18 protein-coding genes are annotated in these 20,653 nt (G+C 54.2%); 17 read left to right on the top strand and 1 reads right to left on the bottom strand.

Annotated features, from left to right (window positions below; translation table 11 throughout):
• The first annotated feature begins 26 nt into the window (after positions 1–26).
• Both KI367_RS06440 and KI367_RS06445 read left to right on the top strand, forming a co-directional pair.
• Complete coding sequence (locus KI367_RS06440; protein WP_212948480.1) at positions 27–830, top strand: HAD family hydrolase; 804 nt, start codon at positions 27–29, stop codon at positions 828–830.
• A 232-nt stretch (positions 831–1,062) separates the two neighbouring features.
• Positions 1,063–1,476: a FixH family protein gene (locus KI367_RS06445; protein WP_036711916.1), complete on the top strand. Its 414-nt coding sequence runs from the start codon at positions 1,063–1,065 to the stop codon at positions 1,474–1,476.
• 104 nt (positions 1,477–1,580) lie between these two features.
• On the opposite strand, the gene mtnD is transcribed toward KI367_RS06445, so the two are convergent.
• The gene (gene mtnD / locus KI367_RS06450) at positions 1,581–2,123 is read right to left on the bottom strand and encodes an acireductone dioxygenase (protein ID WP_036711919.1); all 543 of its coding nucleotides are present in this window, start codon (positions 2,121–2,123) and stop codon (positions 1,581–1,583) included.
• A 169-nt stretch (positions 2,124–2,292) separates the two neighbouring features.
• Between mtnD and metH the strand changes: the two genes are divergently transcribed.
• From metH to KI367_RS06525, 15 genes are all read left to right on the top strand, one after another.
• The gene (gene metH / locus KI367_RS06455; RefSeq protein WP_212948482.1) at positions 2,293–5,736 is read left to right on the top strand and encodes a methionine synthase; all 3,444 of its coding nucleotides are present in this window, start codon (positions 2,293–2,295) and stop codon (positions 5,734–5,736) included.
• Between the two features lie 161 nt (positions 5,737–5,897).
• Entirely contained in the window at positions 5,898–6,827 is a 930-nt protein-coding gene (gene rnz / locus KI367_RS06460) for a ribonuclease Z (protein ID WP_036711921.1), read from the top strand.
• Positions 6,828–7,143: 316 nt separating this feature from the next.
• Complete coding sequence (gene nucF, locus KI367_RS06465) at positions 7,144–7,959, top strand: 5' nucleotidase NucF (protein ID WP_036711922.1); 816 nt, start codon at positions 7,144–7,146, stop codon at positions 7,957–7,959.
• 53 nt (positions 7,960–8,012) lie between these two features.
• Entirely contained in the window at positions 8,013–8,828 is an 816-nt protein-coding gene (locus tag KI367_RS06470; protein WP_036711925.1) for an Fpg/Nei family DNA glycosylase, read from the top strand.
• Positions 8,818–9,678 carry a deoxyribonuclease IV gene (locus tag KI367_RS06475; protein WP_212948484.1) on the top strand — a complete coding sequence of 287 codons (861 nt, stop codon included), beginning with the start codon at positions 8,818–8,820 and terminating at the stop codon, positions 9,676–9,678. Before KI367_RS06470 ends, KI367_RS06475 begins: the two co-directional genes overlap by 11 nt.
• 40 nt (positions 9,679–9,718) lie before the next feature.
• Entirely contained in the window at positions 9,719–10,060 is a 342-nt protein-coding gene (locus KI367_RS06480) for a cyclic-phosphate processing receiver domain-containing protein (RefSeq protein WP_212948485.1), read from the top strand.
• A complete protein-coding gene (locus KI367_RS06485; RefSeq protein ID WP_212948487.1) occupies positions 10,057–10,377 on the top strand; it encodes a thioredoxin family protein in 321 nt (106 codons plus the stop codon). The genes KI367_RS06480 and KI367_RS06485 overlap by 4 nt, the downstream gene beginning before the upstream one ends.
• Positions 10,374–11,147, top strand: a complete 774-nt coding sequence (locus tag KI367_RS06490) for an ABC transporter ATP-binding protein (protein ID WP_212948488.1) — start codon at positions 10,374–10,376, stop codon at positions 11,145–11,147. The genes KI367_RS06485 and KI367_RS06490 overlap by 4 nt, the downstream gene beginning before the upstream one ends.
• A 6-nt stretch (positions 11,148–11,153) precedes the next feature.
• Positions 11,154–12,209: a 23S rRNA (cytidine(2498)-2'-O)-methyltransferase RlmM gene (locus tag KI367_RS06495; protein ID WP_246536703.1), complete on the top strand. Its 1,056-nt coding sequence runs from the start codon at positions 11,154–11,156 to the stop codon at positions 12,207–12,209.
• A 206-nt stretch (positions 12,210–12,415) separates the two neighbouring features.
• On the top strand, positions 12,416–13,897 hold the full coding sequence (locus tag KI367_RS06500; protein WP_212948490.1) for a serine/threonine protein kinase: 1,482 nt from the start codon (positions 12,416–12,418) through the stop codon (positions 13,895–13,897).
• Positions 13,898–13,930: 33 nt separating this feature from the next.
• Positions 13,931–15,076 carry an SAF domain-containing protein gene (locus KI367_RS06505; RefSeq protein ID WP_212948492.1) on the top strand — a complete coding sequence of 382 codons (1,146 nt, stop codon included), beginning with the start codon at positions 13,931–13,933 and terminating at the stop codon, positions 15,074–15,076.
• A 36-nt stretch (positions 15,077–15,112) separates the two neighbouring features.
• A complete protein-coding gene (locus KI367_RS06510) occupies positions 15,113–15,829 on the top strand; it encodes a hypothetical protein (protein WP_036711935.1) in 717 nt (238 codons plus the stop codon).
• Entirely contained in the window at positions 15,826–16,671 is an 846-nt protein-coding gene (locus tag KI367_RS06515; RefSeq protein WP_052147102.1) for a hypothetical protein, read from the top strand. Before KI367_RS06510 ends, KI367_RS06515 begins: the two co-directional genes overlap by 4 nt.
• Positions 16,672–18,582 (top strand): P-loop NTPase family protein, encoded by a 1,911-nt coding sequence (locus KI367_RS06520; RefSeq protein WP_036711937.1) that lies wholly within the window; start codon positions 16,672–16,674, stop codon positions 18,580–18,582.
• A complete protein-coding gene (locus KI367_RS06525; RefSeq protein WP_212948494.1) occupies positions 18,572–20,647 on the top strand; it encodes a hypothetical protein in 2,076 nt (691 codons plus the stop codon). The genes KI367_RS06520 and KI367_RS06525 overlap by 11 nt, the downstream gene beginning before the upstream one ends.
• Positions 20,648–20,653 lie beyond the last annotated feature (6 nt).

Below are 20,653 nucleotides of genomic sequence, written 5' to 3' on the forward strand. Positions count from 1 at the left end.
ATTAACGTTGGGAGAGGGATGGGAAGATGGGAGTTACCGCCGTTTTTTTTGATTTGGACGATACGTTGTTGTGGGATGAGCGCAGCGTGAAGGAATCCTTCCAAGCGACCTGCGAAACGGCCGCCGCCAAAACCGGCGTCGACGCGGAGGCGCTTGAAGCGGCTGTCCGCAAAGAGGCGCGGGCATTGTACGAGTCATACGACACGTATGCTTTTACCGCCATGATCGGCATTAACCCGTTTGAAGCATTATGGGGGGAATTTACCGTAGGGAAGCAGCCCGAGTTTCAACGGATGGCCGAAATCGTCCCTGAATACCGGAAGGAATCTTGGCGCCGCGGCCTCGCCGAGCTGGGTGTGGAAGACGCGCAGCTGGCCGAAGAACTTGCCCGACAATTCGGGATGGAAAGACGCTCCCGCCCCCATGTCTATGAAGAAACGTTCCAAGTGCTGCAAGAGCTGAAAGGGAACTATAAGCTTCTGTTGCTGACGAACGGCTGCCCGGGATTGCAGCAGGAAAAACTGGATGGCGTACCGGAGCTGGTCCCTTATTTCGATCAAGTCGTCATTTCGGGCAATTTCGGCAAAGGCAAGCCGGATCCCACCATTTTTGAGCATGCGCTCTCCCGCCTGGGCGTAACCCCGGATGAAGCCGTCATGGTAGGCGACAAACTTTCGACGGACATTAAAGGCGGACTGGCCGCCGGGTTAACGACGGTTTGGATCAACCGCAACGGCAAGCCGTATCATTCGAACATCCAGCCGCATTATGAAATCAAGCATTTGTCCGAGCTGCACGGTATTTTGGAGTCTATGAAGCAGCAAGTTTAACCGGCCAAGCATGATATGCGATTTGTTAATTAAAAGTCTGCCGTTTGCGGTTTTGCCGCATGCGCAGGCTTTTTTCATGATCTTATTGCGGGATCGCCCCAGCGCATTGCTAATATTGTCATCAATTTGTGATCAACCCGCCGTTTTGGAAGCCTGAAAAGCATGTATAATAAATGAAGTGCGGTCAAAAAGCCTACATATCTGCAGATTGACGTAAGGGAGTGGCAGGAATTTGAAAAAGAAATATGTTTTCATAGGCATCATCTTGCTTGTCGTTTTTGCTTTGGCAGGCTGCGGCGGCAGCGGCGGACATGACGGCATGAACATGGATGAAGGCATGATGGAACCGTTAAAGGTCGATTTAACTTTGAATCCGGAGCAGGCAAAAGTCGGGGAAAAGGTTTCGATTGAAGTGTTGGTTACGCAGAAGGATCAAAAAGTGGATAAAGCGGATGAAGTCGAAATCGAAATCATAAAAGACGGCGACAGCAGCGTGCACGAGAAAGTGCCTGCCGAAAACGCGGGGGACGGAAAATACGTGCTCGAAAAAACGTTCGACGGCGCGGGAACCTATAAAATCACCTCTCATGTAACCTACGGACCGCAGCATACGATGCCGACCAAAAGTTTGACCGTGAGCGAGTAACGGAATAAGAATGTAAAAACGAACCCCGTCCCTTGGACAACAAGGAGCGGGGTTCGTTGCATGTATGTCATGAACGGGAGGAAGGCCTGACTTCCAATCTCCGTTTAGGCTTTTTGGAAACTCGGATCTTCGACGGGGTAAGCGACCCAGCCGTTTTTTTCGATGAAGAGACGTACGGCGATGATTTGGCGGTTATCCATCAGCGTAAAGAAATGGTTGGTGTTTTCAGGAACGGAAATGACGTCGCCGGCTTCGAGTTCCACGTTAAAATATCCGATATCGTCGCTGCCTTTGATGACGAAGATCCCTTTGCCGCCGACGATGGCGCGGATTTCATCCTCCGTATGGGTATGTACCTCTTCGAATTTGTTGAGCAGATCCTCCAGGTTCGGCGTCGCGTCCGACAGCGTGATCACGTCCCAGATTTGGTAGCCGCGGCGTGCCGCCAAATCGCGGATTTCTTCGTCGTACACCTTCAAAATTTCGTTTTTTTGCTCGTCGGTTAATTGAAAATTATTACGAAGCTCGGCGGGCAGCTTGGAAGCGTCCCATTTCTCGAACAATACGTTTTGTTTGTTTAAGAATTCACGAACATTATCGTCACCCGTGATTCTTTCATTCGTATTACGAATTACGATTTCAGCCATTGCCTTTCCCCTCTTTTCCACTTGGTTTAATTTATATTATAACGAAGCCGCCATTTTTTGTCGATGCGTTTCTTCCGTTCCAGCCGTCGCCGGACCGCCGTTTTGGCACTTTTCTAAAGATAGGTATTCTGCTAAACTAAGATTTAACGTTTCGCGAGGGGGAAAATACATGAACAGACCTAGCTTGCAGGAAATCATGAAAGACCGAATATTAATACTCGACGGTGCCATGGGCACGATGATCCAGCAGGTCCAGCTCGGTCCCCAGGATTTTGGAGGAGAAGAACTCGAAGGCTGTAACGAGATGCTCGTGCTGACGCGTCCGGACGTCATCGAAGAGATCCATGAAAAATATCTGGAAGCAGGGGCCGATTTAATCGAAACCAATACCTTCGGCGCAACGTCCGTTGTGCTGGCGGAATACGATATACCGGAGAAAGCAAGCGAAATCAATCTAAAGGCCGCGGAAATCGCCCGCCGGGCGGCGGATAAATTCAGCACGCCGGACAAGCCCAGATACGTGGTCGGAGCCATGGGACCGACGACTAAAACATTGTCGGTTACGGGCGGCGTGACGTTCGACGAGCTGGTCGCCAGCTACAAAGAGCAGGCGCTGGCTTTAATCGAGGGCCGCGTTGACGCGCTGCTTCTTGAAACGAGCCAGGATACGCTGAACGTGAAAGCCGGAAGCATCGGCATCCGCCAAGCGTTTGAAAGCAGCGGCACGACGCTGCCGGTGATGATTTCAGGCACGATCGAACCGATGGGCACGACGCTGGCGGGGCAGAACATCGAAGCCTTTTATATTTCGCTTGAACATTTGAATCCGATATCCGTCGGGCTTAACTGTGCCACGGGCCCGGAATTTATGCGGGATCATATCCGCTCTTTGTCCTCCATGGCCAAAACGGCGATCAGCTGCTACCCGAACGCCGGGCTGCCGGACGAAAACGGGAACTATCATGAATCCCCGGATTCCTTGGCGCGCAAAATGGAAGACTTCGCGAAAAACGGATGGTTAAACATCGCCGGCGGATGCTGCGGCACGACGCCGGAGCATATCCGCGCCATGTCCGAAGCGATGGGCAAATACGAGCCGCGGCCGCTTGCGGGGACCCATGCCCCCGCGATTTCCGGCATCGAACCGGTCTACATCGAACAGGATAACCGCCCTTATATGGTAGGGGAAAGAACCAACGTGCTCGGCTCGCGCAAATTCAAGCGGCTGATCGTCGAGGGCAAGTTCGAAGAAGCGTCGGAAATCGCCCGTGCGCAAGTGAAAAACGGGGCGCATGTCATCGACGTATGCGTGCAGGACCCGGACCGCGACGAAGCGATCGACATGAAACATTTCCTGGAGCTGGTCGTCAAGAAGGTCAAAGTGCCGCTGATGATCGATACGACCGATGCCGAGGTCATCGACCTTGCCTTGAAATATTCGCAGGGCAAATCGATCATTAACTCCATTAACCTTGAAGATGGTGAAGAAAAATTCGAAAAGGTGACGCCGCTGATCCATAAATACGGCGCGGCCGTCGTCGTCGGCACCATTGACGAAAGCGGACAAGCGATACATCGCGACGACAAGCTTAAAGTCGCCCAAAGATCCTATGATCTTCTCGTGAATAAATACAAGCTTGCCCCGGAGGACATCATTTTCGATACGCTTGTTTTCCCGGTCGGCACGGGGGACGAGCAATATATCGGGTCCGCCAGGGAAACGATCGAAGGCATCCGTTTGATCAAACAAGCCATGCCGGAATGCCATACCATCCTCGGCATCAGCAACGTATCCTTCGGCCTGCCCGAAGCGGGGCGCGAGGTGCTGAATTCGGTATTCCTGTACGAGTGCACGAAGGCGGGACTTGATTACGCGATCGTCAATACCGAAAAGCTGGAGCGCTACGCTTCGATTCCGGAGGAGGAACGCAAGCTGGCGGAGGCGTTGATTTACGACACGAACGACGAGACGCTTGCCGCGTTTGTCGCCGCATTCCGGAACAAAAAGGTCGAGAAAAAAGAAAAACTGTCCAACCTGACGTTGGAAGAGAGGCTTGCTTCTTACGTGGTGGAAGGCTCCAAGGAAGGGCTGATCCCGGATCTGGATGCGGCATTGCAAAAATACGGGGCGCTGGAAATCATCAACGGACCTTTGATGGACGGCATGGCGGAAGTCGGAAGGCTGTTCAACAACAATGAACTGATCGTCGCGGAAGTGCTGCAAAGCGCGGAAGTCATGAAAGCGTCCGTGTCGTACCTGGAACAATTCATGGAAAAAAACGAAACCTCGGTCAAAGGCAAAATGCTTCTCGCCACCGTCAAAGGCGACGTGCATGACATCGGGAAAAACCTGGTGGAAATCATCCTTTCCAATAACGGTTACGAGATCGTCAATCTGGGCATAAAAGTAGCACCGGAAACCATTATCGAGGCTTACCGCAGGGAAAAGGCCGATTTGATCGGTTTGTCCGGCCTGCTGGTCAAGTCGGCGCAGCAAATGGTCGTTACCGCGCAAGACTTGAGAAATGCGGGCGTAGACGTTCCGATTATGGTCGGCGGTGCCGCGTTGACGCGGAAATTCACGAAAACGCGGATCCGTCCGGAATACAACGGGCTTGTCGTGTATGCCAAGGACGCGATGGACGGGCTCGATCTGGCCAACAAGCTGATGGATCCGGTACAGCGCGAAGCGATGCGGGCGGAAATGGAGGCCGAGCTGGAAGCGCTCAAGGCCGAAACGGAGAAGCCGCAGGTTTTGCCGGAGATTACGCGGGCGGCAAAGTCCAGCGTATCGACCGAGGTTCCGGTGTTTATCCCGCCGGATTTGGAGCGTCATATCATCCGGAATTATCCGATTACCCATATCGTGCCGTACATGAACATGCAGATGCTTTTGGGACATCATTTGGGACTGCGCGGCCAGGTGGAACAGCTTTTGGCCGAAGGCAACGAAAAGGCCGTGGAATTGAAAGCGACCGTCGACAGCCTGCTGGAAGAAGCGGCCTCCGAGGGGATCATTCAGGCGCATGCGATGTACCGCTTTTTCCCTGCGCAATCCCGGGGCAACGATATCGTCATTTATGATCCCGAAGACATGTCCAAAGTGCTGCATACGTTCACTTTTCCGCGCCAAAACGTGCCGCCGTTCCTTTGCCTTGCGGATTTCCTGAAATCCCAAGACAGCGGGCAGATGGACTACGTCGGATTTTTGGTGGTCACGGCCGGCCAAGGCATATCGAAGCTGTCGTCCGAATGGAAGGACAAAGGAGACTATCTGCGCTCCCATGTCCTGCAGTCGGTGGCGCTCGAAACGGCCGAAGCGCTTGCCGAACGCGTGCACCACATCATGCGCGACTCTTGGGGATTCCCGGACCCGGCGGATATGACGATGAAGCAGCGCCACGGGGCGCGTTACCAAGGCATCCGCGTTTCGTTCGGTTATCCCGCCTGCCCGGATCTCGAGGATCAGGGGCCGCTGTTCAAGCTGATGAAGCCGGAAGATATCGGCGTACATCTGACGGAAGGGTTCATGATGGAGCCGGAGGCGTCGGTATCGGCGATGGTGTTTGCGCATCCGGAAGCGCGTTACTTTAATGTCGACAAGGCAAAATGATGTACTCATCCTAACGGATGATGCGAGCGAAAAAATCCTCCTTTTCGGGAGGTTTTTTTGCCGCCATGCCAAGCTTTGCAAGCTTGTTTCGCTGAAGCGGCCGTTTGCTTGTCAAGGGCGGCCGCTTTTTTGCTGACATTACAGAAAGAAGGTTGCTTGTTATGGAACTTGAATTTTTGGGGACCAATGCGGGAGTGCCCTCGCTGCAGCGGAACGTAACGTCGATGGCTTTGCGCATGTTCGAGGAGCGCCGCTCGTTTTGGCTGTTCGATTGCGGGGAGGCGACGCAGCATCAGATCCTGCGATCTTCGTTAAAGCTCAGCAAATTGGAGAAAATTTTCATCACGCATTTGCATGGTGACCATATTTTCGGCCTTCCGGGATTGCTGTCCAGCCGGGCTTATCAAGGCGGCACGACGAAACTGCACGTGTACGGCCCGCCGGGCATCAAACAGTATATCGACGTCAGCCTGACGCTCAGCCAATCCCGGATCGAATATGAGCTTGAGGTCGTTGAACATACCGGGGGAACGGTCTACGAAGACGAGGACATCGTCGTCGAATCGCTGCTGCTCGATCACCGGATCGACAGTTACGGATACCGCATCGCGGAAAAAGACAAACCGGGGAGCCTCGATTTGCAGCGGCTTGCCGAATACGGGTTAAAACCCGGACCGGCATACGGGCGGTTGAAAAGAGGGGAGAGCATCGACCTGGGAAATGGAACGACGCTGCATCCCGGAGAAGTGCTGGGAGCTCCGAAAAAAGGGCGGGTCGTCACGATTTTGGGCGATACCCGTCCTTGCGGAAACGTTTTGAAGCTCGCCCGCGATGCGGATTTGCTCGTGCACGAAGCGACGTTCATGGACGATCTGAAGGAATCGGCGCACAATTACCATCACAGCACGTCCGTTCAGGCAGCCGAGGCTGCGGCCGCCGCCGGGGCCAAAGAACTGATTTTGACCCACTTCAGCTCGCGGTATAAGGACATGGAACATTTAAAGCCGCTGCTCGAAGAAGCGCAGTCGGTATTTCCCAAAACGCTGCTTGCCGAAGAGCTGATGTTGTTCCCCGTGCACAGGCATGAATGAAGCAAGGACGCGATTTCCGGTTTCCAGAAAGGCTCCGTACGGAGCTCTTTTCTTTTTGGAATTGCCCGGGGAAATGGATTATTTTCCGGGAAAGCGCAGGAAATGACATAAGGCACCAGCACCAGCCATCGAAGAGGCGGCCCATGAGCCGTTCTTTGGCGAACCTCATAGAAAAAATGTCTAATGCGTCGCGGCGTGGGAGGCTGCGGTCCTGATAAGTTGCGGCATTCCTCCAATTTTTTTAAAATAGAACTGTCGAAGCGAAGAAATGCCATCTTCGATTACCCAGGTTTACACAAGAAAAGAGGAAGCTGACATGCCCCAAAACAAAAAGACCAAAGGTCTGTTGATAGATCTTGACGGAACGCTTTACCACGGCAACCATCGGATTCCCGGCGCGGATGAACTCATCCGGTCGTTAAAACAACGCCGAATCCCTTATATGTTCGTGACGAACAACTCGTCCCGTACGGCGGAAGGCGTAGCGAAGCATTTGAATGAGATGGGAATCGAAGCAAAGCCGGAAGAAGTGTGCACTTCGTCGCTTGCCGCGGCCGAATACATCGCCGGAGAATCTCCGGGAGCTTCCGTGGCTATGCTAGGAGAAGAAGGACTCCGCCAGGCGTTGTCCGATGCCGGATTACATATCGTAGACGAGAATCCGCAATATGTGGTGCAAGGAATCGACCGTTTTTTTACATACGAAAGTTTGGCCAAAGCCGTGCAGTGGATTCGCGGCGGGGCAAAGTACGTCCTGACCAACCCCGATCTGCTGCTCCCGTCGGACCATGGCCTGGTGCCCGGAGCAGGTTCGCTATCCGCGTCGATACAGGCCGCATCCGGAACGGAGCCGATCGTCATCGGCAAACCGGCGGGGCATCTGATGAGCTTTGCAACGGACAGGCTCGGGATCTCTCCTGCGGATGCGACGGTGGTGGGCGATAATTTGCGTACCGACATTGCCGCCGGGGCGGCTGCCGGATGCGAAACGATTTTGGTTTTGACGGGACTGACGACGGAGGAAAACATGGAGGCTCTGATCGAGGGAGCCGGCGTCCGTCCGGATGTGGTTTGCAAAGACCTTTATGAATTAATGCAACGGATTTGTCCGGATGAAACGGAAGTTTACTGAATTTTTGAAATAATCATGTCATCTATGCTGCAAACGAAAGGATCGATGAACGAATGCCGGAACTGCCGGAGATGGAGAATTACCGAAGACTGCTTTCGGAACATATTGTCAACCTGCCGATTACCCGAGTGGTAATCCATCGGGAAAAATCGCTGAACGTCCCGGCCGAACAATTTATCGGAGAGGTAACGGGACTGCGCGTCATTTTCGTGGAACGAAGGGGCAAATTCCTTGTGTTCCATATGAACAACGGGCGGCGTTTGCTGCTGCATCTGATGCTGGGCGGCATGCTGTATTACGGGACGGAGGAAGACCGCCCGGACCGGAATACCCAAGTGGAGATTTCTTTCGGGGCGAATACGCTTTATTTTATCGGGCTTCGCCTCGGATATCTTCACTTGCTGTCCGCGAAGGAAACCGAAGAAACGCTCAAACCGCTGGGGCCGGAGCTGTTGGACCGCCGGATGAACAAGGAGCGTTTTACGGAACTGATCAAAGGCCGGCGCGGCTCGTTGAAAAGCCTGCTCGTCAATCAGCATGCCATTGCGGGCATCGGCAACTGCTATGCGGATGAAATCGCGTTTGAGGCGGGGCTGTTGCCTTCGGCCAAACTGCAGGATTTATCCGAGGAGTCGATCGGACGTTTGTATGACGCCGCCGTCAAAGTGTTGCCCGAAGCGCTGGAACATGGGGGTTACATGGAGTCGCCCTTCATGGCCGGCGATACGTTGACCGGAGGTTATGACGAGATGTGCAAAGTGTACGACCGCGAAGGGGAAAGCTGCGTGCGCTGCGGCGGGGTCGTGAACCGAATCGAATTGACGGGGAGAAAAGCCTTTTTCTGCCCGTCCTGCCAGCATGACCGCTAATCGAATGATCGGCTGCCATGTCAGCACCCGCGGCGGTTTTGGGAGAGCCGCCAGGCGGGCCTGGGACATGGGGGCCAAATCGTTTCAATATTTTCCGAAAAATCCGCGCAGTCTTTCCATCAAGGAACTTGATGCATCCGCTGCGACGGATTGCTTTCGTTTTTGCCGGGAAAAGGGAATGCCGAGCATCGCCCATACGCCGTACCCGGTCAACATCGCCATCGGCGAGACCCGGGGCCGCGAGCTATATGAAGCTACGGTCGCTTCGCTGCAAAACGATCTGATCATTGCCGAAGCCTGCGGCTCCGTCGGGATCGTCGTCCATTTCGGCCATTTGAAAAGCATCGACCCGTTACAGGGCTACAAAAATATAATACAATGTTTAAATGAAACGCTTGGCGGATGGCAGGGCAAGACCAAAATTTTGCTTGAAAACCAGGCGGGACAGCCCGGGGCGATGGGAATTACGCTGGAAGAGCTGGTTTACGTGAGGAGCTTGGCCGAAGAGCCGGAGAAAATCGCGTTTTGTTTGGATACCTGCCATGCGTTTGCATCGGGAACGTGGATTCCGGAGGAAACGGACAGATGGATGGAACGGGGAAGGGAGCTTGGATACTGGCAAAACCTCGCCGCCGTCCACATGAACGATTCGAAATACCCATCCGGCTCGGGAAAAGACCGCCATGCCCGGATCGGGGAGGGCCGCATCGGCGCGGATCGCTTGGCGGAGCTGATTTCGAATCCGGAATTCGAGGGGTTGCCGATCGTATTGGAGACGGATCCCGGACCGGATGGAACGCACGGGGACGAAATGGAACTGCTCTACCGCCTTTTGGAAGGAAAAAGATAAAAAGCGTTGCTTGCAAGGACGGGAGAAAGGAGGGGAAGCCGTGCTGCATGTATTTTTGGATGATTGCCGGCGATGTCCCGAGGGTTTTGTTCTGGCGAAAAATGCGCAGGAATGCCTTCTTTTGCTGCAGGAATGCGAGGTTGGCATATTGTCGCTGGACTACGACCTCGGACCCGGCGAGCCGTCCGGAAAAGAGGTCGTGCACGGCATGATCGCAGGCCGGCTGTTCCCGCAAGAGATTTTTTTGCATACGTCGAGCATGCGGGGGAAGAGGGAAATGTACGAGCTGCTCTACCAATCGGTGCCGGATTATGTGAAGCTCCATAACGGGCCCATGCCTCCGGACGTGCTGGAACGGGTCGCCAAGGGGGGGCAGGAATGAGGCCGCTGGACGAAAAGCAGCTTCTAGAGGAGCTGTGGCGCAAAGGCGAACCGTTGGCCGTGTTTCTGCACACCCCATTTTGCGGGACATGCAAAGTGGCGCGGCGGATGCTGGAAGTGGCCGAACATTTGCTGCCGGAGGGCCTATTGGCCGAAGCCGACGTCAATATGACGCCGACGGTCGTCGAGCAGTACAAAATCCGCAGCGTACCGGCCCTGCTTTTGGCGGACAAGGAGCGGAGCGGAAAGCCGGAAATCATCTATTCCATGGGATCGGTCGGAGACTTGTTAGCTCAAATAAGGGGAGTGCTTTCATGATTACGATGCGGGATGTGTCTTTGCGGAGGGAAGAGAATCAGATTTTGGACCACGTCTCCCTGAACATTCGAAAAGGGGAAAACTGGGTTATTTTGGGGCGCAACGGCTCCGGCAAAACGACCATTTTGGAAATGCTGACGGGTTACCTTTTTCCAAGCAGCGGCCGGATCGAGGTGCTCGGCAACGTATACGGGGAATGCGACGTGCGCGAGGTCCGCAAAGAGATCGGATATATCAGTCCGAGCTTGCTGGAAAAGCTCAATTTGAGCGATCCGGTGTGGGAGGTCGTGGCCACGGGCGCTTACGCGTTTTTGCGTTTCTATCAGGAAATACCAGAAGACGTGAAAGATAAGGCGCTGAAGCTGCTGGAAGAAATGAATTTGGGCAAGTTGTCCTACCATCCGCTCGGCACCTTGTCGCAAGGGGAACGGAAAAAGGTGATGCTTGCGAGAAGTTTGATGAGCGAGCCGAAGCTTCTGATCATGGACGAGCCTTGCGCCGGGCTGGATTTGTACGAACGCGAAAAAATGCTGGCGGAGGTGGAACGTCTCGGCGAAAGGGACATCACCGTGGTGTACGTGACGCATCATGTGGAGGAAATTATGCCGCTTTTCAGCCACGTCGCTTTGATCCGGGACGGGAAAATCGCGGGCTCCGGCCCGAAACAAGAAGTTCTGAACGACAAAATGATAAAACAAACCTACGATATTCCGGCACGGATCGAATGGGATGGCGGCCGGCCTTGGATTAAAGTGGTTTCTGGAGGTTAATCCGTTTTGGATGATAAACAAACAACAAACGATGAAAAAAACACGGGAATTTCCCGGTTTATATGCACGGCCAACCACGGGTTTGCACCCTATGCCCAGGAGGAGCTGCGCCGGAGATTCGGCAAGCTGAAAAGCAGCATGCTGGTTTCCGGCGAGGTTTTTCTTGTGACCTTGTTTGAAGATGCGGAGAGGGCCATCGCAAGCATCGTTGCCCACCCGCCTATTTTTTTGCGCCACATACAGCCGGTGCACCTTGAACTGCGAGCGGATCAAGACAATGCATATCCCCAAATGGTTCAATTTTTGCTTCGTCAAGACAAACTTCATGGGGCCGCGGTTTCGCTGCAGGTAAGGAAAGCGGAACAAAGCGCCGTATCCGGCAGCGCCGGCGAGATTCGCGAGAGCCTCCAAGAGCAATTAACGGGGTTAAACGCCGAATTTGTCGTTCGCGACGCCGACTGGGTCGTATCCGTTTTTGCAGCCGGAGAGATGCTGTACGTCGGGGTTTCCGAACCGAACGACAACCTGTCCGACTGGAGCGGGGGCGCGGTCCGCTTCCAGCGCGAGGAAGGGCAAATATCCCGGGCGAAGTTCAAGCTCTTGGAGGCCGAGCAAAGCTTCGGGATCGATTTCAAGTCGTTTCATACCGCTCTGGATATCGGGGCCGCTCCCGGCGGCTGGACCTCGTTCCTGTTGGAGCGGGGACTGCAGGTCACGGCGGTGGACCCTGCCTTGATGCACGAGTCGCTGCGAAATCATCCTGGCTTGCGTATTTTCAAGAAAAACGCCTCGGAAGTCCATTTTCAGGAAGGCGAATTCGATCTGCTGGTATGCGATATGAGCTGGAGCCCGAAACAAATGGTCAAACTGGTTACGGAGCTGCTTCCAAGCTTACGGGCAGGAGGCACGGCCGTCGTGACGGTCAAGCTCATGCACAAGAAACCTATGGCGCTTGTCGACGATGTCATTTCGTCCTTCGAGGCCGCGAATATGCAGATTCAGCGAGCGAAGCAGCTGTTCCACAATCGGGACGAAATCACCTTATACATGATTAAATATTAACGGAATAAAACAAGGTGATGGATGCATGAAGATAATGAATATAAAAATAGTACTTTACACAGATATTGCCATTGCTCTATAATGGTACCAAATTCACCATATGATAATTAAAGGGAAAGCATCCCTGAGCAAAGCCTTACGACTGATCGTAAGCGTCTTTGCCGGGGAGGCTTTCCCTTTTTTTGTCTTGAAAGAGAGGGACACGCATGATTCATCCTTCCAAGCTGCATGCCGGCCATTCGATTGGGGGGAGATACGAGATCATCCGCAAGATCGGCGAAGGCGGCATGAGCCATGTCTATCTGGCCGAGGATTTGAAGCTGCCGGGTAAACTCTGGGCCGTCAAGGAGAGCGTTTCCGACCCGGCCCGATACAGCAGCATACGGGAAGAAGCGCAGCTTTTGATATCCCTTAGCCATGCCAGGCTGCCCCGAATCGTGGATTTTTTTCCGCCGGACGAGGACGGTTACACCTATCTGGTCATGGATTATATCCAAGGGATTACGCTGGAGAAATATTTTCGCGGATACCGCGGCCGGATTCCGGTCGATTCGATTTTGCAGCTGGCGGATCAACTGCTGGAAGTGTTGGACTACCTGCACACGCATGATCCGGTCGTCATTTTCAGGGATTTGAAGCCGTCGAACATTATGCTGACGGAGCAGCTGGAGCTGAGGCTGATCGATTTCGGCATCGCCCGCAATTACAAGCAGGCGCAGGCGCAGGACACGGTAAAGCTGGGTACGGTCGGCTTTGCCGCTCCGGAGCAGTATGGTTCCGGCCAAAGCGACGCCCGGTCCGATCTGTACGGCTTCGGGGCGTTGATGCTTTATTTGACGACGGGAGGGGCTTTCAGCGAGTGGACGGAGGACGCGGCACAAAGCATACGCCAGGATTTGCCACGCCATCTCGTTCCCGTCATACGGAAATTGCTCGAGCCCATGCCCGAAAACCGCTACGCCTCCGCCGCCGAAGTACGCGCGGTGATCGCCGCGGCCGTCCGGCAGGAAATGAAGCCGGGCCCGAAGCGGGGCAGGGACATGGCTGGGCGAAAAAGCACGCAGGTGATTGCGGTGATGGGAGCCAGCGGCGGAACGGGGACGACGCATACGGCGATCGCAATCAGCCATTTTTTGGCGAGAAGCCGCAGCAAGGTCGCGCTGGTCGAAATGAACATGAGGTCGCCGGCATTCCGAAGGATCCAACAAATCGTCGATGGGGAAAGCTCCGCCGGGCCGGGCAGCCGCAAATTCGAGGTGGAAGGCGTGGATTATTGGCGGCAGACGGCCAGAAGCGACGTGATAGCATTATTGTCCGGCAGCTACGATTTCCTTGTGATCGATCTCGGAGCATTCAGGGAGCGGGACCGGCTGGAAGAGTTTCTGCGCGCCGACTTTCCGATCATCGTCGCCTCCGGCGCGGAGTGGCGCCAGCAGGACGTGCTGGATATGGTCCACGGCTTGTCGCGATATCCCCGGCAGAAGTGGATGTATGTCCTGCCGCTGGCCGGGGAGGATGCCGTATCCCGGCTTCGCAAGCAGCTGGATTCCACGCAGGTGTTTGCGCTGCCGCTGCAGATGGATCCGTTCGATCAATGCGAAGAGACGGACAAAGTGCTGAGCCGCATTTTTCATGGGGCGACGGCCGGAATCCAGCGGAGAAGGAGATTCCGGTTCGGTCTCAGCTGATCCGCGGTTTAATGGAGGGGGATGATCAAATTCATGTCAAAACTGAGACAGCGAACGAGGCATATGCTTTACGCCGGTTTGGCGGGGGCCTCGGCGGTGGGCATCGTGTTTGCGGCTTACGCCGCCGTTAGCGGGATTCGGCACCATGCCAAGGAAAACGAGATCAGGGAAGAGTACCGCAGGCAAATCGCCAAGCTGGAACAAGCGAGGTTGAATGAGGAGAAGCAGATGGTCCCGGCCTGGACGCTTGCGCGGGACGTTGCGGCCGGCGAAGCCGTCACGGCGAAAGACCTTGTGCGCGCCAAGCTGCCCAAAGGAACGGCGCCCGCGAATCTGCTGGAAGGCGGCAGCGGCGACGAAATCAAGATTGCAAAAATCGAGCTGAAAAAGGGGACGCCCCTGACGGAGGCCATGGTTTACGAGGGCCAACCGATCCAAGCGGATCTTCGGAACAAGGAGATTCAGGCTGTCGTATTGCCATCGAATTTGCGCGAGCGCGACGTGGTCGACGTACGCATCCAATTTCCTACGGGACAGGACTACATCATTTTATCCAAAAAGAAAATCGATAAGCTGCTTAGCCCGGCCATGTGGATCCGGTTGACGGAGCAGGAGATATTGGCATTGTCCAGCGCGATGGTGGATGCTTACCTGCATGACGCGAAGCTGTACGCCGTGACTTACGTGGAGCCGGAGATGCAGGAGCGGGCGATTCCGACTTATCCGGTCAACAAGGAGGTGATGAAGCTGATCGCAAGCGACCCGAACATCGTAAACAAAGCGGAACGGAAGCTGTCCGAAGCCATACGCGTTTCCCTGGAACAAGACTTGGAAAAAGCGGTGCAGCAACGGCCAAACGGCAGCTTCGCCGAATCCGAATTCGCTCCCTCAGGCTTGAGCGGAGGCATGTACTCTTCAGGCGGTTCCACGGCATCTGACGTTTCCGGAGCATCGGACGTTTCCGGAGCATCGAACGCCGACGGCTTATGGAACGATGCAGCGGCAGCGGCGGCGAACGAACACGCGGGGAATCCCGCTCCGGGAACAACCGGCAAGATCACGGCCCCGGATCCAAACCAAGACAGTTTTTCGCCGGGGGATGTCCAGGAAAACAAACTGCTTGAGCAAAGCATGAATGATCGCCGGGAGGGCAGCGCGGCACCTTCGGATCAACCTTGAGGCTGCCGGCGGACGAAAGAAAGGAGACGGACATCTTTGAATACTTGGATTTTTGCCGGCCTATGCGATAAAAGCGACACCCTGGTGCATATTTGCAAATTGCTTGCGTCCGGGGGCAGCAGCGTCCTGTTGGTGGACGCGAGCGAAAAAAGAAGATATCCCTATTTCATTGGCGGATTGGGCGAGAAGTTATGCATCACGGAATTTGCCGGCTTCGACGTTGCATGCGGATTCGGGGATTCTGCCGGTTTGAAAGCCTACTTCCGAAGCCATGGCGGCGCCTTGGAACATTACGACTATGTTCTTTACGATCTGGAACTCCCGGACTTTTGCGCAAAGGAGGATTGGCTGAGCGCTTCCGAACTCGTCTGGGTGACCGATTATGAAGTCTGGACGCTCGAAGAGGGCGGGAAATGGCTGTCGGAAGCGGTCTTGCGTTATTTCGATCCGGGAGTGAGGCCGGAAATGAAGAGGCTCATCGTCAGGGCCGTCGAGGAATGGTTCGGCCCTTCCTATTTGGACGGGTACTTCGAACGTCTGCCGGTCCGCTGGAAAGGAGATCCGGTCGTCCTGCCTTGGAACGAGCTGGATTATTCCTTGAAACTCAGAAACGAACATGCGAAGCGAATCCATATGAAGGCACTGACACGCACCTATAAAAAACGGTTGTGCGGCATTTTTGAAACGTTCACGGATTGGGATCGAAAACAAATACAGCGCGCATTGAAGAATGCAGAAAGGAGTCAAGCATGAGTACGATCGCATTTTGGAGCCCGCTTCAGGGCGGCAGCGGAAATTCGGCGCATGCTGCCGCGGCTGCGGCGACGATCGCCATGGATTACCGTTTGAAATTGCTGATGGCGCATGGGGGCATGGCCAAGGAGAGGGTCGAAGGGGCCTTCCCGATGTCCGCCTATGCTTTGGACCATTCGCTTGTTGCTTTTCAGGACCACGGGATGGACGCTTTGGAGAGGTTATGCATGAACCGCAGGCTGACCCGTGAAAATTTGCGGGATTATACGCTGCCCTTGCTCGCCGACCGTTTGGATCTGGTCCAAGGGAACGCCAAGCCCGAAGGCACGATGCCGGGGTATAGGAAACAGCTGCTTCAGACCATATGCTCGGTGGCGAACCAATGTTACGATCTCGTATTGGTCGACGCCGGATGCGGATGGCCGAAGGAAGGGAGCGGCGACCAAGCGTTGCTCGAAGCATCGGACCTGGTCGTGGTCAGCATGAATCAGGGCATCGAAGGGTTGGATTCGTTTTTCAAGAACGGCGGCTGTCCGCCGATCGTTCGCGAGAAACCCTATATCGTGGTGCTCGGCAGGTACGACAAATACTCCCACTGCACATTGAATAACGTCAAGCGCAGATTCGGCTATAAGGGCAGCATCCATGGAATACCGTACACGACGGACTTTTTGGATGCGTGGAATATGCGCGGCGTTCTTCCGTTCCTTCAGCGGAGCCGCAGCCTGAACGGCAGACAGCCGGCCGCCGCGTTTCTGGCCAGCATTCGCTCGTTGGCCAAAGACATATTGACGCAGCTCGAAATGACCGCGGCATTGAAGCTCGTGGAAAGGGGGGCGTAAATGGGCTCCGGAATGATCGTCAACATGTTGATGATCGCACTCATCATGTTGTTCGTTCTCCTGCTCCTCTACGTCAAATGGCTCGATTACCGCCGTCCGCCGGCTGCAAGCCAAACGGAAGGCAAACAGTGCACGATCGAAGCGATGACGGAATTCGTGAAGGAAACGCTGCATGAGCTCACCCACAGGCAGTTGACCGATCTGGGCCTCCACGAGGAGGAGTACAGGCGCAGAATCAATAAACGAAGCGAGCTGCGCAAAGCGCTGAAGGACTGCATTTCAGGCGACGTCCGCGAAAAACAATACGTCAAGCAGTTTATGGCGGATCTCTTGGTCAAAAGCTACGGACTTAACGAAGACCGTATCGAAGACGCCATTCCATTTGAGGATATCGGACGGCTGACGCCGCAGGACCAATTCGAAATCATTTTTTATTTATATCAAAAGCAGTATGGTCCCGAGGCGTTGTCCGCGCTGTTCGAACATTACGGGCTCGCGGAGCCGCGCACGCTTGAGGGTTATGGGGAACAACCGGTGTTCGCGGTCACGGCGGAAGATATCGAACGGATATTTACGGCGGAATATCGGAGCCTTGCTTTCCAAGAAAAACTGGACATTGTGGTGCAGCGGATTTATCAGCAGTACAAAGGATTTTCGGTCGTGGACGATTTGCTCGATCAGCGCATCGACGGAGTCAGCGGAGGGGTCAGCGGCATTTTGGCGGATGACGGACAGCTGGAAGCATACGTCGGGCCGGGTTTTCCTTTTCCGCCGCCGTACGTGGACGAATGCCGCAAGCCGATGTCTGCCACGGAAAGCGTATGGGTTTTTTATAGAGGCAAGTCGGTGCACATGTCCTTTCTTTCCTTCGGGTCCGAGCTTGAACTTAAACGGGTTTGCCAAAACATCTATAAGTACAACCACCCCGGCCAGCTCTCGGAATCCAACGGCTACAAAGTGAATGAGATGAAGGACGGGTCCAGGGTGGTCGTCGTTCGGCCACCGTTTGCGGAATCGTGGGCATTTTTCGTGCGCAAATTCGATATTCCGAACGCTTCCTTGGAGCAATTGATCACGGGGGACAATGCCGAGCTGCCGATCGGTTTGCTTGCATACCTCATGAAAGGAAGCCGGATCACGGCCATTACCGGAGCGCAGGGTTCCGGCAAAACGACGCTCCTGATGGCCATGGTGGAGCATATCGATCCTACATATACGTTGCGCGTGCAAGAAATGGCATTCGAGCTTCATTTAAGAAAGATTTACAGCCGGAGAAACATCCTTTCCTTTCGCGAAACGGAACGGATTACGGGACAAGAGGGTCTGGACTTGCAGAAAAAAACCGACGGCACGGTCAATATTTTGGGCGAAGTGGCAAGCGACGAAGTGGCTGCCTGGATGATCCAGATGTCCCAAGTCGCCAGCTTGTTCACCGTGTTTACCCATCATGCCAAGACATTCCGGGATCTCGTGTTTTCACTGCGGAATTCGCTCCTGAAAATCGGGGTGTTTCATCATGAGCGCATCGCCGAGGAACAGGTGGTTCAGGTGATTAACTTTGATGTGCACATGAAACGGGATGCGGACGGCCGGAGGTATATCGAACGGATTACCGAGTGCGTTCCGCTGGAAGATGCCGCGGACCCTGCAGGGAACGACGACGGCGAAGCAGCGACGGTCAAACAAATGCTCAGCCGATTGATCAAGCTCCAAAATGAAGCCCGGCTGAATGAGCATCGGAGGTCGTATATTTCCCGCAATGTCATCGAATACCGGGATGGCCGGTATGTTGCGGCCGATCCCGTTTCGGACCGAAACGTGCGGGAAATGGCGGATCAGATGGGCGCAAGCGATGCTGAAAGTTTCATTGATTTTCTAAACCATCATTGGAGCGGACGTTATGAGTATTAAATCCATTCTGCTAATCGTATTGCTTTCGTCTCTCGTATTGTTTGCCGCAGCGTATGCGGTTTTGGCATGGATCGGCCGCAGACAGCGGCAGGACGTGCATGACGGGTTTTATGGGGAAGCGGGAGGCAAACGCGTCGGTTGGAGGGGGCATTGGAACCGCATCCTGCAACAATCCTACGTTTGGATGGTTCGGGTTCCGTTGCTGTCGGCCTACATCCGAAGGATCAGAAAACGGCTCGCCATTCATGCTTACGATGAATTCCGGTTAAGGCATGAGACGGCGCAAGTGACGTTGGCGGTTTTGGGCTTGTTAAGCCTTTCGGCATGTATTTTATTGCTGCTGAATCCGAGCGTCAGTTTTTTGCTGCTGGTGTTGCTTACGGCAGTGATCCTCAACAGTTTGCTGGTCGATATGTACGCGAACCGTTTGGAGAAGCGGCTTCTCGTCCAAATGGTGGATTTGTTTTCGGAGGTGCGGCATCGTTACCAGCAGCATGAAATGATCGACGAAGCGCTGTATGAGGCGGCGGAAACGGCCGGCTACGAAGCGGCGATCCACACTCGGAGGATCTACGAGGCGTTGAATGCCAAAGAACCTTCGGTGGAACTGGAGAAATATTACGAATCCGCGCCTAACCGTTTCCTAAAGGCGTTTGCAGGCATCTCCTATATGATCATGGAGTTTGGAGACAAGGTGAAGGAGCAGGGCTCCATCTATTTAAAAGGCCTCGGGGGATTAACCAAGGAAATCCATTTGGAGATCCTGCGGCGGGACAAGCTCGATTATCTTTTGAAGGGGTTGAATGTCATCGCCCTTGCCCCGGTGTTTTTTGCCAAACCGATCGAACGCTGGGCACGCGGAAGCTTTCCGGCCATGGACGCCTTTTATACGAGCAAGCTGGGGTACCTGACCAAAATCGTCATTTATGCCGTGATCATCTTATCCTTTGTATTATTGCAGCGCCTGCAGCAGGACAACGAAACCGCATACCGGACCGGGGATCGGAAGAAGTCCTGGGAGCAGTTTCTGTCTTCGTTTCCCATCGTCCGGGCTATCGCCGCTTTTGTCGCTCCGCGCCCGGCATCGCCGGCTTATGCCAAGATCGTCCGTTTGCTTAGGGAGAGCAGCACCCATCTGCGGTATGAATGGTTTTACGTTCGCAGAATAGCTTTTTTCTGCCTGACCTTTGCCGTAACGATGACCATGATCCTGTTTTTGCATCAATCGGCTAAAAAACAGATCCTGTACGCCCCCGTCCAGGGAACGACCTTTTTCGGCCAACTGTCGAGCGAACAGCGAACGGAAGGGCAGCGGATCAGCGACCGGGACCGGGAGATCATGGAGGAGGTCGGCATGTCTTCTACCGCCACCTACGACGACGTCGCTAGCCGTTGGAGCGTCAAGCAAGAGCATAACGGCATTGGAAGCAAGGATACGATGGTGGCCGACGTGAACCGGATTTTGGCCAAGATCAAAGCTTATCATGCCGAGTATGTCAAATGGTGGGAGCTGCTTGCGTCCCTGTTGGCGGCTTGGGCGGGGTACCAATTTCCGCTGTGGCTGCTCTATTTTCAGCGAAAGATCCGCTATATGGACATGCGGCATGAGGTGTACCAGTTTCAAACGGTCATCTCCATGCTTCGGGAAATGGAACGGATATCGGTTGAGGAAATATTGGAATGGATGAACCGATTCGCGATCATTTTCAAAACACCGATTCAAAGATGCGTGCTGCACTATGATCACGGTGCGGAAATGGCGTTGACCGAGCTGAGGGAGGAGGTCCGATTGACGGAATTCCAAAGATTGGTCGACAAACTGCTTTTGTGCGTGGAGAAAATTCCGATCGCACAGGCCTTCGATGATCTCGACAACGAAATGGCCTTCTATTTCGAACAACGCAAGCAGGAATACGAAAAAATCATAGACACGAAAGCGGCACTCGGAAAGATGCTCGGTTTTGCGCCGATGTATGCCCTTGTTTTTATGTATCTGGTCATACCGTTGATCGCGATGAGCTTTATGCAGATGAATGTTTATTATGAAGAAATCCGAAAAATTTAAGGAGAT

Origin of the sequence: Paenibacillus cookii, from assembly GCF_018333375.1 — a bacterium.
Classification (GTDB): Bacteria; Bacillota; Bacilli; order Paenibacillales; family Paenibacillaceae; genus Paenibacillus_AQ; species Paenibacillus_AQ cookii.

Bases quoted from the DNA above. Each gene is read 5' to 3' on its own strand.
- KI367_RS06440 (WP_212948480.1), top strand. From the start codon at position 27: ATGGGAGTTACCGCCGTTTTTTTTGATTTGGACGATACGTTGTTGTGG.
- mtnD (WP_036711919.1), bottom strand. From the start codon at position 2,123: ATGGCTGAAATCGTAATTCGTAATACGAATGAAAGAATCACGGGTGAC.
- metH (WP_212948482.1), top strand. From the start codon at position 2,293: ATGAACAGACCTAGCTTGCAGGAAATCATGAAAGACCGAATATTAATA.
- rnz (WP_036711921.1), top strand. From the start codon at position 5,898: ATGGAACTTGAATTTTTGGGGACCAATGCGGGAGTGCCCTCGCTGCAG.
- nucF (WP_036711922.1), top strand. From the start codon at position 7,144: ATGCCCCAAAACAAAAAGACCAAAGGTCTGTTGATAGATCTTGACGGA.
- KI367_RS06470 (WP_036711925.1), top strand. From the start codon at position 8,013: ATGCCGGAACTGCCGGAGATGGAGAATTACCGAAGACTGCTTTCGGAA.
- KI367_RS06475 (WP_212948484.1), top strand. From the start codon at position 8,818: ATGACCGCTAATCGAATGATCGGCTGCCATGTCAGCACCCGCGGCGGT.
- KI367_RS06485 (WP_212948487.1), top strand. From the start codon at position 10,057: ATGAGGCCGCTGGACGAAAAGCAGCTTCTAGAGGAGCTGTGGCGCAAA.
- KI367_RS06490 (WP_212948488.1), top strand. From the start codon at position 10,374: ATGATTACGATGCGGGATGTGTCTTTGCGGAGGGAAGAGAATCAGATT.
- KI367_RS06500 (WP_212948490.1), top strand. From the start codon at position 12,416: ATGATTCATCCTTCCAAGCTGCATGCCGGCCATTCGATTGGGGGGAGA.
- KI367_RS06505 (WP_212948492.1), top strand. From the start codon at position 13,931: ATGTCAAAACTGAGACAGCGAACGAGGCATATGCTTTACGCCGGTTTG.
- KI367_RS06515 (WP_052147102.1), top strand. From the start codon at position 15,826: ATGAGTACGATCGCATTTTGGAGCCCGCTTCAGGGCGGCAGCGGAAAT.
- KI367_RS06520 (WP_036711937.1), top strand. From the start codon at position 16,672: ATGGGCTCCGGAATGATCGTCAACATGTTGATGATCGCACTCATCATG.
- KI367_RS06525 (WP_212948494.1), top strand. From the start codon at position 18,572: ATGAGTATTAAATCCATTCTGCTAATCGTATTGCTTTCGTCTCTCGTA.